Here is a 12,365-nt window from a genome sequence, read left to right on the forward strand (position 1 = left end):
CCGGCGAAGCTCAGTAATTCTTCATGGCAAGATGCGGCATGCCACCGTCAAGAAATTCCGCGCCATAGGCGACGAAGCCGAAACGCTCGTAGAGCGGCAGCTTGTCCGCCTGCGCTGTGAGATAGAAGCGGTTGTCGCGGGCAGCGCGATGGAGGTCCATCGCTCGCTCGATCATTGCGGCTGCAATGCCTTGGCCGCGCCATCGGCCGGCAACCGCAACCCGGCCGATCTTCACATGTTCCTCGGTGTAAATGGCTCGCAGCGTGCCGGAGACTTCGCCCGCCGTGACGGCGACGAGATGATGGGCGCTGAGATCGTCGGCATCGAATTCCTCGGCTTCGGGAACCTTCTGCTCGTGCACGAAAACGGCGCGTCGTAGCCGGAAGGCCTCATTGCAGAGCGTACTGAAAACCGGGACGCTGAGGATTGCCGTTTCCATCACCATCCTTGCCTCCCTCAGGGATACGGCCCAAAACCCTCCGCCGGACCAGCGAAGGGTTGCCGGCAAAATCAGCCGGGCTTCTTCTTCGAGAACTTAGCTTTTGGTCCTGCGCCGCCCTTACCCTCATATTTGGGGGCCTCGGATCTGGGACCTTCGAATTTCGGCTTGTCGGACTTCGGGCCATCGAAGCCGGGTTTGCCCGGCTTCTTGCTCCAGGGCTTGCTATCCCGTCTGTCCCCGCCGCTATTGTCGGCGGCAGCATATCCGCCGCCCGGACCCTTACCGAACTTGTTCTTCGGCCGCTCGCTACGGAACGCGTCGTCGGGTCGCTCGTCACGGGATGGCTTGCCGGCATAGGGTTTTGGCGCAGGCGCCCGGCTGAAATCCGGCGTGCCGGAAAGCCTGGTCACGCGGATACCGCGTTCGAGCGCTTTGTTCGGACCGATCGCCGCCAGGAAGCTTTCGGCGCTCGCCGCAGCAATCTCCACAAAAGTTTCCTCGGGCTGCATCTTGATCGCGCCGATCTCGCGCTTCGTCACATTGCCGTTGCGGCAGAGCATCGGGATTAGCCAGCGCGGCTCGGCATTCTGCTTGCGCCCGACCGAGACGGAGAACCAGACGCTGGCGCCAAAATCTTCGCGCGGTCCCTTCTGCGCCGGCTCGTAAGGCTCGGCATTGTCGCGGCGCTTGCGGCTGCGATCGTCCTGCACGGTGACCTCGAGCAGATCCTCCGGCGCCGAGTGATTGGTGCGGTAAAGACGTAAGAAAGCGGCGGCAAGCTTTTCGGCGCCATGGCTGGCGAGAAGCTGCTGTACCAGCCCCTGCTCTTCCTCCTGCGGCGTTTCGTTGAAGATCGGATCGGCGAGCAGACGCTGGTCGTCGCGCTCGCTCACTTCCTCGGCGGAGGGCGGCCGCGCCCAGGCAGCCGAAATACCGGCATTCTCGAGCAGGCGCTCTGCCTTGCGCCGTGCATTCAGCGGCACGATCATGGCGCTGATGCCCTTGCGTCCGGCCCGGCCGGTTCGGCCGCTGCGGTGCAGCAGCGTGTCCGGATTGGTCGGCAGGTCGGCATGGATGACGAGATCGAGCCCCGGCAGGTCGATGCCGCGGGCGGCAACGTCGGTCGCGATGCAGACCCGGGCGCGCCCGTCGCGCATCGCCTGCAGCGCGTGGGTGCGCTCGTTCTGCGTCAGCTCGCCGGACAGCGCCACCACGGCGAAATTGCGGTTGTTGAACCGCGCCGTCAGATGATTGACGGCCGCGCGCGTCGAACAGAAGACGATGGCATTGGTCGCCTCGTAATAGCGCAGCACGTTGATGATCGCATTCTCGCGATCGCTCGGGGCAACCATCAGTGCGCGATATTCGATGTCGATATGCTGCTTTTCCTCGGCCGCGGTGCTGATGCGCACGGCATCGCGCTGGTAGCTCTTGGCAAGTTTGGCGATCGCCGCCGGCACGGTTGCCGAAAACATCAGCGTCCGGCGTTCGTCCGGCGCCGCATCGAGGATGAATTCAAGATCTTCGCGGAAACCGAGATCGAGCATCTCGTCGGCCTCGTCGAGCACGGCGGCCTTCAGTTCCGACATGTCGAGCGCCCTGCGGCGGATATGGTCGCAAAGCCGGCCGGGCGTGCCGACGACGATATGGGCGCCACGCTCGAGCGACCGGCGTTCGCTGCGGATGTCCATGCCGCCGACGCAACTGACGATCACCGCGCCGGTCATCTCAAAGAGCCAGTCGAGCTCGCGCTTGACCTGCAGGGCAAGCTCGCGCGTCGGGGCGATGACGAGGGCGAGCGGTGCGCCGGCATTGCCGAAGCGCTCCCTGCCTTCAAGCAGCGTCGGCGCCAGCGCCAGTCCGAAGGCGACGGTCTTGCCGGAACCGGTCTGGGCCGAAACCAGCGCGTCGGAAGCGGCGAGCGCCGGATCGAGCATCGCCTTCTGCACCGGGGTGAGTTCGGCGTAACCGCGCTTCTGCAACGCCTTGGCGATCGCCGGAACGACGCCGTTAAATTCTGTCATGAGTTCGATCTTTCGGAGCTGTCAGGCGCGTTGCTGCGCCATGGCCGGAGCCAGCCGGCTGGGTATTTGCGCCGTTCCTAGCCGCTCCCGCAGCGATTGTCAAAGCGTGCGGCTGCGCCACAGCCAGGCGTCGATGCGGCTTGCCCGGCCGCGCAGCGCCGTTTCCAACGGTCCCTCCATGTGGCCGGACTGCGTGAGCACGCTATCGGGGCCGGCGGCGCGGACGATTTCCGCGCTCAGCGCCAGCTCGACGCCATGGCGGGCGGCGACCTCCATCAGCCGGCTGCCGACATTGATGGTATCGCCTGCAGCCGTGATCTGCTGCCGGTCGCCGGTGCCCAGTCGCGAGGCAACGATCGGGCCGCAATGGGCGCCGACCTTGAAGCCGATCTTCTTCTGGGCAAAGCCCGCATGCGCTTGAAGCCAGGCTCTTGTGCGCTCGCACAGACTGACCGCGCAGGCGGCAGCGCGGGCGGCATCGTCATCGGCGGGCTCCGGCAGGCCAAACAAGATCATCGCTCCGTCACCCATGAAGCTGGTGATGGCGCCGCCATGGGCGCGCGCCTCCTCGTCGACCAATTCGAAGAAGCCGCTCAGCATCTCGCTCACCGCCACCGGCCCGACTTTTTCGCTGAGGCCGGTGAAGCCCGAGAGATCGATGAAGATGACGGCGGCATTCTGGCGCACTGGCGCGGCGAGGAAATTCGGATCGCGCGCCAGCCACTCGCCGAGCCCGGGCGCCTCGATGCGCTGCAGGAGCGCGCTTTGCTCGGCATAATGGCGGGCGCGGCCGCGGTCGAGCCAGAGTTCGGCCGCGCCATAAACCAACGCCGGCGGCAGCGCCGCGGCGATCGGCAGCGCCGCACTCAGCCAGTAGCCATGCGCATAGGCGGACAGATTGAGCATCGCCCAGACGATCAGGGTCAGCACGATGATGACATAACCTGCCGCGCTCCGGCGCCAGGCGACCAGCGACACGAGCGCGATCGGCAGTCCGACGGCGGTGGTGGCATCGATCAGCCGCATCCTGCGGTCGCGCACCATGCCGTCACCGGTAACAAGATGGGTGATCGCCGTCGACATCACCTCGACGCCGGGCATGACGGGATCGAACGGCGTCGGGAAGACGTCGCCGCCGCCGGTGACAGTCGAACCGATGACGACAATGCGGCCTGCCACCGCATCCGCCGAAAGCTTGCCATCCAGCGCATCGGCGGCGCTGAAGGTGGCGATGCTGCCGTGGCCGCCATAGAATGTCACCGGCAGGCGCTGGCCGATATCAGTGGGAATACGCAGCTTTCCGAGCATGATGGCGTCGCGTTCGATGGTGGGATCGACGCCGAGCGCCACCGACGCGGCACGCAGCGGAAAAGCCGGATCCAGCCGGTCTGCGGCACGCGAGATCAGCGGAATGAAGCGCGGCGTGCCGGTCTGGTCGGTTGCGACATTGACAATACCTACCGCGGCGGCCTCGGCAAAGCGGGGAAGCGGCAACAGCAGCTGGTTTGCCTCCGGGATGGCGGCAAGCGGATCCTCGGCCGCATCGGTGACCCGCTGGCTGCTTTGCGCAAACGTGGCCGCGGCCGCAATCACGCTTGGCCCCTGGCGAAGGGCGGCAGTCAGCGCCGCGTCACCCGCCTCCGGCCCCGGATCGACCAGCAGAATGTCGATCGCCAGGGCCTTCGGTTTCAACGCGTTGATCGCAACGATGAGGCGCGCAAGTGTCGCCCGATCGAGCGGATAGCCATGGGCTGCCGCGGTGCGATCGTCGATCGCGACGATCGAGACGACGGGAGGCGGTGTCTTCGCCCCGACGATGGCGCTGCGGATATCGGCAAGCGAGGCCTCCATCCGGTCGAGAAGGCCACTTCCGGCATGGAGATTGGTATAGCCGAGCGCAGCTCCCCAAAGACCGGCGAGCAGCAGCGCGATCACAGTCAGCAGGCGATGGTTCATGGGACTTATTGGCCGAGACGGGCAAGAAGGGCAGCGGCGCGCGGCGCCGGCCAGCGACGCACGACGAGGGGTTCTGTTCCGGCGGTAACGTCGACGCCCTCGCCCGGCGACAGCACCACCGGCTCGCCGGCCGGTCGGCGAACTGCGACGCTGCCTCTGACGACCAGCACCGAGGTCTGGCCGCCTGCGACATCGACGGCCCATTGGGTGCCGCGCACGGCCGCGATCGCCTGCGGCGTCACGACCTGGAAACCACCAGCGTGCTGGGTGTTATCGACATCGACAAGAATGGCCTTGCGGCGCAGCGATGCCGAATCGGGACTGCCGTCACGGTTGCGGTCGACAAGGCTGTAGGCCGCGCCGGCTTCCGCTGTCACCGTCACGCCGCCGGGACAACTGAGCACCTGGCGGGCGTCGGCATCACGCGATACCGTGCAGCCGGCAGACTGCGCAAAGGCCGCCCCATGCGGAATGAGGCCGAGAGCGAGTGCGGCGGCAAGTATGCTGCGAAGCGTCGTATTCATGGAAAGTCCCCTTGACCGTGCGGAACAGTTCTTTTCGAAAGCGCCCGCCAACCGTCTTCTTCCATATGAGGGATGATAGCCGAATTCAAATATTTCCCTAGGCAAAAAAAGCAAACCGACGCAATCGCCGGCGGAATTATTACGTTCTATTATCCGTTTCAGGCTCCGGCCCGGTATAACGCGCCCGCGGCCGGATCAATTCGCCGCTGTCGATCTGTTCCATCGCATGGGCAAGCCAACCGACTGAACGGGCAAGCGAGAAAATGATGATCGGCGCCTCCCTTGGGAGATCGAAGGCGGCGGCCATTGCGGCAAGCGCAAAATCGACGTTGACCTTCTCGCCGACCATCTCCTCGCCCACTTCCCGGACTTCGGCAAACTGCGGCGGAAGGGGGAGGTGCGACAGCAGCGCTAAGGCCCTGATATCACCATCGGGATAGAGCGGATGACCGAAGGCCGACAGGCGATTGCCCTGGGCAAGCGTGCGGCGAATCGCCTGCGCCGCCCCAAGAGTGGAGGCGTTCTCGATCAAAGCGTCGACGCCCTGCCAGGCGCCGCCGTGCAGCGGCCCTGTCAGCGTCGCCAGACCAGACAGCACGGTGGCTGAAAGGGCTGCACCCGCCGATGCCGTGACCCGCGCCGCGAAGGCGGATGCGTTGAGTTCGTGATCGGCAAGCAGCACCAGCGCGCGGCGCAGGCAATCGGCAGCCTCCGGCCGCTGCCAGCTTGCTGCTAGCCTCAGATGCAGCGGCCGGTCCGACGACCCAGGCGCCAGCGCATCGCCTACTGTGTAGAGAACCCGGCTTGCTTCACGCCGAAGTGCTGCCTGCGAGCGGCCGAGCGACGGCAGATCCGATGTCACTCGCCCTGCCAGCGCCAGGAACACCGCCTGAAGCGACGGAGAGGCATGTCTGGTCTCGCTGCCGGGGGAGAGTGGCTCCGCACCGTTCCAGAGCAGCGTCGCCGTCTGCTCCAGCGTCGCGACTTCAGCGAAACCGGCCGTATCTTTTCCGCGATAGAAAAGCCGTCCGCCGATGATGGTGGAAATTGCCGAGGACAGAACCGGATCGCCCCAGCGGATCGCCTCGGCGGCGACGGTTTCGGTCTTGCGGCGGCCGGCATGGCGTTCGGCAAGCCGCTGTACGTCGGCAGCCTGGTAGAGGCTGCGGCGCGGGTCGGCGGGATCCGCCTTGGCGCGGATGCGCCCGCGGCTGACATTGGCGTAGAGCGTCTGCGGCTTGGTCTTCAGCGTCCGCAACGCCTCCTCGGCAGTCAGCCACGACATCGGAACCTCACATTGATCAATTGCATCAAGATTGACGTCAATGAGACTAGGTTCGATCATCCCGGTCGTAAAGGAGAAAACAACATGAAAAACGGCTTGGAAGATGTCATTGCTGCCGAAACGCAGCTTTCGGATGTCGATGGCGAAGCGGGACGACTGGTCATCCGCGGCGTATCGCTGGAACATCTGGTTGCAGACGGCACCTATGAAGGCGTCGCCGCCCTGTTGCTCGATGGGCTGATGGAAAAGAGCTTCGACGAAGCGGAAGTGCGCGCCTGGCTGGCGCAGGCGCGAACGAGGGTTTTCGACCATATCAAGGCCGCTGACGCCGCCCTGCTCGCTTTGCCTCCGGTCGATGCAATGCGGGCGCTGATTGCCCGGCTGCCCGACGGCGAGGATTTCGATACCGCGCTCAGGCTTCTGGCTGCGCCCGCAGTTTTCCTGCCGGCGATCCTTCGCAAGCAACGCGGCAAAAGACCGATCGCGCCCGACGCCTCGCTGCCGCAGGCGGCCGATATCCTGCGTATGCTGACCGGAAAATTGCCGACCAGGGAGCAGACAGCAGCACTCGATACCTATCTCGTGACGATATCGGACCATGGCCTCAATGCCTCGACCTTCGCATCGCGCGTCATCGCCTCGACGCAGGCTGGCCTCACTTCGTCCGTGCTCGCCGCACTGAGCGCGCTGAAAGGGCCGCTGCATGGCGGCGCGCCCGGTCCTGTACTCGACATGCTGGATGCGATCGGAACCGCGGAGAATGCCGGCCACTGGCTCGGTGAAGCGCTTGATCGCGGCGACAGGTTGATGGGCTTCGGCCACCGTATCTATCGCGTCCGCGATCCGCGCGCCGATGCGCTGAAGGGCGCGCTGAAGCCGCTGATATCAACCGGACAGGTAAACAGCGCCCGCAGTGCGCTGGCGGAAGCCGTGGAGGTCGCTGCATTGACGATCCTGAAGGCGCGCAAGCCGAACCGGCCGCTTGACGTCAATGTCGAGTTTTATACCGCGCTGCTGCTCGAAGCGCTCGCCTTTCCGCGTGAGGCCTTCACCGGCGTCTTCGCGATCGGCCGCACCGTCGGATGGCTGGCGCATGCGCGCGAACAGGCACTCGACGGCCGGTTGATCCGGCCACGCTCGGTCTATATCGGGCCGTTGCCAGCGGCTGCGTGAAGGTTGAATTCGGCGGCAGCATGTCCTGCCGCCGATTCTCAACCGCTGACGAAAGCGGCCAGCTTGTCGAGCGTCGAGCGGCACCCTTCCTCATTGTCTTCGAGGCGGATCCCGGAGGGAATATTGTCACAGACCATCGCAACATCGGTGCCTCCATCCGCAGGCGACAACATCGTGCTGACGGTCATCTCGCCGGAAAAACCTTCGTCCTCGGAATTGAAGACCGTTGCCCAGACGATTCGTTCATCCGGCACGAGCTTGGCAAAGCGGCCTTCGAACCTGTCTGTCTTGTCGGAGGTCTTGCCCGGCTGCGATGTCTCGTCGTCGGGATAGACAAGCGACATGCTGAAGGCGCCGCCTTCCCTGCCCTCGAAGGCATGGACGATGCCCTTCATGGTATCAGGCGGAAGCCAGGTGGCGACCGCATCTGCATCGAGGAAGGCGCGGTAGATGCGCTCGCGCGGCGCTGCGATGAATCGTGAGACGGTCGTGCTGCGTGAAGGGGTCATGCCGGCAAGTTAGCGCAGGCATGGATGTTATCCAGATCGCGCCTCAAACAACGCGATCTGGTGCTGTCAGTCGTCAGACGAGACGGCTCTGTTCCGTCGCCGCTTCTATGAAGCTGGCAAACAGCGGATGCGGGTCGAGCGGCCGGCTCTTCAGTTCCGGGTGGTACTGCACGCCGATGAACCAGGGATGATCGGGATATTCGATCGTCTCCGGCAGCACGCCGTCCGGCGACATGCCGGAGAAGACCAGGCCGCAGTTCTCGAGCCGGTCCTTGTAGTCGATATTGACCTCGTAGCGGTGGCGGTGACGCTCGGAAATATCGGTGGAACCGTAGATATCCGAGATCTTCGTGCCCTTCTTCAGGGCCGCCTTGTAGGCGCCGAGGCGCATCGTGCCGCCGAGATCCCCGGCTGCCGTACGCTTCTGCAACTCGTTGCCCTTGACCCATTCGGTCATCAGGCCGACCACCGGCTCTTTCGTCGGGCCGAATTCGGTCGAGGAGGCACCTGACACGTCGGCGAGATTGCGCGCCGCCTCGATGACCGCCATCTGCATGCCGAAGCAGATGCCGAAATACGGCACCTTGCGCTCGCGGGCAAAGCGGGCAGCGTGGATCTTGCCTTCCGAACCGCGTTCACCGAAGCCGCCGGGTACGAGGATGCCGTGCACCTTTTCGAGATAGGGCGCCGGATCTTCCTTTTCGAAGACTTCCGACTCGATCCATTCAAGATTGACCTTGACGCGATTGGCGATGCCGCCGTGATGCAGCGCCTCGATTAGCGACTTATAGGCATCCTTGAGGCCGGTATATTTGCCGACGATCGCGATCGTCACCTCGCCCTCCGGCGTGCGGATGCGGTTGCAGACCTCTTCCCACGGGTCGAGCCGCGGCTTCGGCGCCGGCTCGATACCGAAGGCCGCGAGCACTTCGTCGTCGAGGCCTTCCTTGTGGTAGGCTATCGGCACGTCATAGATGTTGGCGACGTCGAGCGCCTGGATGACGGCGGACGGGCGAACGTTGCAGAACAGCGACAGCTTGCGGCGTTCGGCTTCCGGAATTTCGCGGTCGGCGCGCACCAGCAGGATATCGGGATGAATGCCGAGTGCCTGTAGTTCCTTGACCGAATGCTGCGTCGGCTTGGTCTTGAGCTCGCCGGCCGCCGGAATATAGGGCATCAGCGTCAGATGGACGTAGACGGCAGTGCCGCGCGGCAGGTCATTGCCGAGCTGGCGGATCGCCTCCATGAACGGCATCGCTTCGATATCGCCGACCGTGCCGCCGATCTCGCAGATGACGAAGTCGTAGTCGTCATTGCCCTCGATGACGAAATCCTTGATCTCGTTGGTGACGTGCGGAATGACCTGCACCGTCGCGCCGAGATAGTCGCCGCGTCGTTCTTTGTCGATGATGTTCTTGTAGATGCGGCCGGTGGTGATGTTGTCGGTCTTGGTCGCCGAACGCCCCGTGAAGCGTTCGTAGTGACCGAGATCGAGATCGGTTTCCGCGCCGTCGTCGGTGACGAAGACCTCGCCGTGCTGGGTCGGGCTCATCGTGCCCGGATCCACGTTTAGATAGGGGTCGAGCTTGCGAAGCCGAACCCGATATCCACGGGCCTGCAGCAACGCTCCGAGAGCCGCGGCCGCAATTCCTTTTCCGAGAGAGGAAACCACGCCGCCAGTGATGAATACGTATCGCGCCATGGGATTCACCGGATACCTTTTCAAAAACGATTCCACCAGCCCAAAAATTCTTTTCCAGAACTTTCGATGCGTGGCGCAGGAATCTGAACAAAAGAAAACCGGCAGACCCGAGGGCCTGCCGGCGGTTTATGTCGAAGACCGGTTTACTGTCCCGTCGGGACGCCGGAGGGCTGAGCCGGTGCCGGCGCGGCCGGAGCTGCGGGCGTTGCCGGGGCAGTCGTTGCCGGGGCGGTCGTTGCCGGGGCGGTCGTTGAAGGCGCGGTGGCCGCCGGGGCCTGAGCACCAGTTGCTGGCGCCTGAGCGGCGGGAGCCTGCGGTGCGGGTGCTGCCGCGCCGCTGCTCGGAACGCCGTTGCCGGCCGGCGGGGTTGCCGGAGCCTGCGCGCCGCCGAGCGAATCGAGAATACCGTTACCCTGGCCGCCTGTTGCCGGAATGCGGTCGAGAATGTCGCTCGGTCGGCCCTCGTAACGCGTCAGGATGCCGAGGCCGAGCGAGGTCAGGAAAAACAGGGTCGCAAGGATCGCGGTCGTGCGCGTCAGCGCATTGGCCGTGCCGCGGGCCGACATGAAGCCGGAACCGCCGCCGATGCCGAGGCCGCCGCCTTCCGAGCGCTGGATGAGCACGACGCCGACAAGGGCGAGCACGATCATGAGATGGATGACAATCAATACGGTCTGCATGGGTCCAGTCCTGCCCGCCTGGAGACGGACATAAGTAAGAATTCTGGCGGCTCTTTACATGAGGCTTTCATCTATTCCAAGCCCTTCAGCCCGGAATAAACTCGGGAATAAACCCAGGAGTAAAAAATGCCTCAGGCGAGCAGCGCCTCATAGGCTCGGTAGATGGCGAGGAAGTCGGCCGCTTTCAAGCTCGCTCCGCCGATCAGCGCGCCGTCGACATTGGCAATGCCCATCAGCTCATGGGCATTGGCCGGCTTGACCGAGCCGCCATAGAGAAGACGCATCTTCCGGCCTTCGTCGCCGAAGCGGGCCGCAAGCTCTGCCCGCATGAAGGCATGCGCCTTTTCGACATCACCTGATGTCGGCGTCACGCCGGTGCCGATCGCCCAGATCGGCTCGTAGGCGATGACTGTGCTCTCGCCGGTGGCGCCGTCCGGAACCGAGGCGGAAAGCTGGCGCTTGATGACGTCGAGCGCCTGGCCTGTCCGGCGTTCATCCGCCGTCTCGCCGATGCAGATGATCGCCGTCAGCCCTGCGGCGAAGGCAGCCTCCGCCTTGGCGCGCACCAGATGATCGGTTTCGGCATGGTCGGTGCGCCGCTCGGAATGGCCGACGATGACATAGGTGCCGAAACAATCGGCAATCATCTCGGCCGAGATGTCGCCGGTATGCGCACCGGATGGGTTCTGATGGCAGTCCTGAGCACCGATCGCCAGCGGGCTGTCGGTGCACAGTGCCGTCGCCACATAGAGCAGCGTCGCCGGCGGGCAGATCAGCGCTTCGACCTTGTCGGCCAGCGGCGGGCGAACACCCTCGGCGATCGCCTTGATCTGATCCAGGGAGGCACGCATGCCATTCATTTTCCAGTTTCCCGCCACAAGCGGGCGCACGTCAGGGGTCATGCTGGCCTTCCACAATCTGCATATGCCTTGGGCAATATCAAAAGCTTGCAGCAAAGAAAAGCATCATGCCCTTGACGTAAGGGGAATCTCGTCGATCCCGCGCATATTTCTGCCGAAAACCGCCCTTTCGGTATTATTACGCATGTCGTTATCGCAAAAACCGCCGCACAGTTTTTCGCGATATGCCTTAGCCGGCCAGAATCCAGTTCAACACCTTACGCCAGTCGATCATCCGGATCGGCGTCCCGTGATTGCCGGTCTGAAACAGCGTGAAACGCGCCGGATATTTTGCCTTGTGCAGGCTTTCGAACAGCGCCTGCTGGTTAGCGGCAGCATAGACCGGGTCGCGACTGCCGTGGGCGAACCAGAGCGGCAGCTTCGCCTTGTAGAAGGCGCTCCTGGTGAAATCGGGATCGGTCACCCCGCTCATAACAAGCATGCCCTTCAGCCGCTTGACGCTGTCACCATCGCGCGCAATGCCCCAGCAGACCTGGCTGCCCATCGAGGCGCAGGAAAGGATGATCGGCCGGCCGGGCGATTGCGCGCTGGCATAGCGGATGAGGCCGGCGATCGCCGCAACGCCGCTGCTGTCGAAGCTTCTGACCGTCGGCGAATAATAAACGCCGCCATTGCCGGCGACGAGGTTCTTCAGCCGGTTGAAATTGCCGCCGAAGCTGTAGTCGTTGGCGCCGAGCCGCCGGTCGCCATCGCGCCCATGGATGAAAATCACCGTGAAGGCGGCATTCCCGGCCGGTCCCACCCTGGTGACATCGAGCTTGATGCCGTCGAGAGACAGCGTCTCGTCCGCTTGCGCGTTGCGGATGCCGAGCGTCACATATTTCTGCTGCACCCGCTTTTGCGGGATCTGGTCGCGGCCGTTGATATCGCGCATCTCGTCATAGTCGATGACCTCGAAGGTGCCGTCGTCGCCTGTCTGCAGCACGGTCTGCTTCGAAAACAGATCGTCCTTGAAAGGCGGCAAAGCATCGGCTGCCTGCGCCGGGCCAGCAGCGGAGAGGACGGCCGCGGACAAGAAAAACGCCGCAATTGCGGTGAAGATGGTGCAATGACTTGTGGACATTCGCATTCGGATGGTTCCTGAAGCCTGCCGCCGCTTGCCATTCCGCGCCCGGCAACGCAAATCATTTGGGAAAATCCCGCCAAATCA

11 protein-coding genes are annotated in these 12,365 nt (G+C 64.0%); 1 reads left to right on the top strand and 10 read right to left on the bottom strand.

The annotated features are described in order from the left end of the window. Nucleotides 1–10: 10 nt before the first annotated feature. The 5 genes from RlegSU303_RS11245 to RlegSU303_RS11265 form a co-directional block, all read right to left on the bottom strand. Nucleotides 11–445, bottom strand: coding sequence for a GNAT family N-acetyltransferase (locus RlegSU303_RS11245; RefSeq protein ID WP_131718513.1), 435 nt, complete (start codon nucleotides 443–445; stop codon nucleotides 11–13). 65 nt (nucleotides 446–510) lie between these two features. Beyond that, on the bottom strand, nucleotides 511–2,466 hold the full coding sequence (locus RlegSU303_RS11250; protein WP_131718514.1) for a DEAD/DEAH box helicase: 1,956 nt from the start codon (nucleotides 2,464–2,466) through the stop codon (nucleotides 511–513). 99 nt (nucleotides 2,467–2,565) lie between these two features. After that, on the bottom strand, nucleotides 2,566–4,422 hold the full coding sequence (locus RlegSU303_RS11255) for a CHASE2 domain-containing protein (RefSeq protein WP_131718515.1): 1,857 nt from the start codon (nucleotides 4,420–4,422) through the stop codon (nucleotides 2,566–2,568). Nucleotides 4,423–4,427: 5 nt separating this feature from the next. After that, nucleotides 4,428–4,946: a FecR domain-containing protein gene (locus tag RlegSU303_RS11260; RefSeq protein ID WP_017960539.1), complete on the bottom strand. Its 519-nt coding sequence runs from the start codon at nucleotides 4,944–4,946 to the stop codon at nucleotides 4,428–4,430. A 139-nt stretch (nucleotides 4,947–5,085) separates the two neighbouring features. Continuing rightward, complete coding sequence (locus RlegSU303_RS11265) at nucleotides 5,086–6,231, bottom strand: citrate synthase (RefSeq protein ID WP_131718516.1); 1,146 nt, start codon at nucleotides 6,229–6,231, stop codon at nucleotides 5,086–5,088. An 84-nt stretch (nucleotides 6,232–6,315) separates the two neighbouring features. Between RlegSU303_RS11265 and RlegSU303_RS11270 the strand changes: the two genes are divergently transcribed. After that, the gene (locus RlegSU303_RS11270; RefSeq protein WP_131718517.1) at nucleotides 6,316–7,404 is read left to right on the top strand and encodes a citrate synthase/methylcitrate synthase; all 1,089 of its coding nucleotides are present in this window, start codon (nucleotides 6,316–6,318) and stop codon (nucleotides 7,402–7,404) included. A gap of 38 nt (nucleotides 7,405–7,442) precedes the next feature. Here RlegSU303_RS11270 and RlegSU303_RS11275 read toward each other — a convergent pair whose 3' ends face one another. The 5 genes from RlegSU303_RS11275 to RlegSU303_RS11295 all read right to left on the bottom strand — a co-directional run bounded on the left by RlegSU303_RS11275 (nucleotide 7,443) and on the right by RlegSU303_RS11295 (nucleotide 12,284). Continuing rightward, nucleotides 7,443–7,913, bottom strand: a complete 471-nt coding sequence (locus RlegSU303_RS11275) for an SRPBCC family protein (RefSeq protein ID WP_017960542.1) — start codon at nucleotides 7,911–7,913, stop codon at nucleotides 7,443–7,445. 73 nt (nucleotides 7,914–7,986) lie between these two features. Next, nucleotides 7,987–9,615, bottom strand: a complete 1,629-nt coding sequence (locus RlegSU303_RS11280; RefSeq protein ID WP_012757532.1) for a CTP synthase — start codon at nucleotides 9,613–9,615, stop codon at nucleotides 7,987–7,989. Nucleotides 9,616–9,758: 143 nt separating this feature from the next. Continuing rightward, nucleotides 9,759–10,295 (bottom strand): preprotein translocase subunit SecG, encoded by a 537-nt coding sequence (secG, locus tag RlegSU303_RS11285; RefSeq protein ID WP_094085920.1) that lies wholly within the window; start codon nucleotides 10,293–10,295, stop codon nucleotides 9,759–9,761. Nucleotides 10,296–10,426: 131 nt separating this feature from the next. Next, a complete protein-coding gene (tpiA, locus tag RlegSU303_RS11290) occupies nucleotides 10,427–11,197 on the bottom strand; it encodes a triose-phosphate isomerase (RefSeq protein WP_094085919.1) in 771 nt (256 codons plus the stop codon). Between the two features lie 187 nt (nucleotides 11,198–11,384). After that, nucleotides 11,385–12,284 carry an alpha/beta hydrolase gene (locus RlegSU303_RS11295; protein ID WP_131718518.1) on the bottom strand — a complete coding sequence of 300 codons (900 nt, stop codon included), beginning with the start codon at nucleotides 12,282–12,284 and terminating at the stop codon, nucleotides 11,385–11,387. Nucleotides 12,285–12,365: the final 81 nt, after the last annotated feature.

Source organism: Rhizobium sp. SU303 (genome assembly GCF_021052345.1).
GTDB lineage: Bacteria > Pseudomonadota > Alphaproteobacteria > Rhizobiales > Rhizobiaceae > Rhizobium > Rhizobium laguerreae.

Bases quoted from the DNA above. Each gene is read 5' to 3' on its own strand.
- RlegSU303_RS11245 (WP_131718513.1), bottom strand. From the start codon at position 445: ATGGTGATGGAAACGGCAATCCTCAGCGTCCCGGTTTTCAGTACGCTC.
- RlegSU303_RS11250 (WP_131718514.1), bottom strand. From the start codon at position 2,466: ATGACAGAATTTAACGGCGTCGTTCCGGCGATCGCCAAGGCGTTGCAG.
- RlegSU303_RS11255 (WP_131718515.1), bottom strand. From the start codon at position 4,422: ATGAACCATCGCCTGCTGACTGTGATCGCGCTGCTGCTCGCCGGTCTT.
- RlegSU303_RS11260 (WP_017960539.1), bottom strand. From the start codon at position 4,946: ATGAATACGACGCTTCGCAGCATACTTGCCGCCGCACTCGCTCTCGGC.
- RlegSU303_RS11265 (WP_131718516.1), bottom strand. From the start codon at position 6,231: ATGTCGTGGCTGACTGCCGAGGAGGCGTTGCGGACGCTGAAGACCAAG.
- RlegSU303_RS11270 (WP_131718517.1), top strand. From the start codon at position 6,316: ATGAAAAACGGCTTGGAAGATGTCATTGCTGCCGAAACGCAGCTTTCG.
- RlegSU303_RS11275 (WP_017960542.1), bottom strand. From the start codon at position 7,913: ATGACCCCTTCACGCAGCACGACCGTCTCACGATTCATCGCAGCGCCG.
- RlegSU303_RS11280 (WP_012757532.1), bottom strand. From the start codon at position 9,615: ATGGCGCGATACGTATTCATCACTGGCGGCGTGGTTTCCTCTCTCGGA.
- secG (WP_094085920.1), bottom strand. From the start codon at position 10,295: ATGCAGACCGTATTGATTGTCATCCATCTCATGATCGTGCTCGCCCTT.
- tpiA (WP_094085919.1), bottom strand. From the start codon at position 11,197: ATGACCCCTGACGTGCGCCCGCTTGTGGCGGGAAACTGGAAAATGAAT.
- RlegSU303_RS11295 (WP_131718518.1), bottom strand. From the start codon at position 12,284: ATGCGAATGTCCACAAGTCATTGCACCATCTTCACCGCAATTGCGGCG.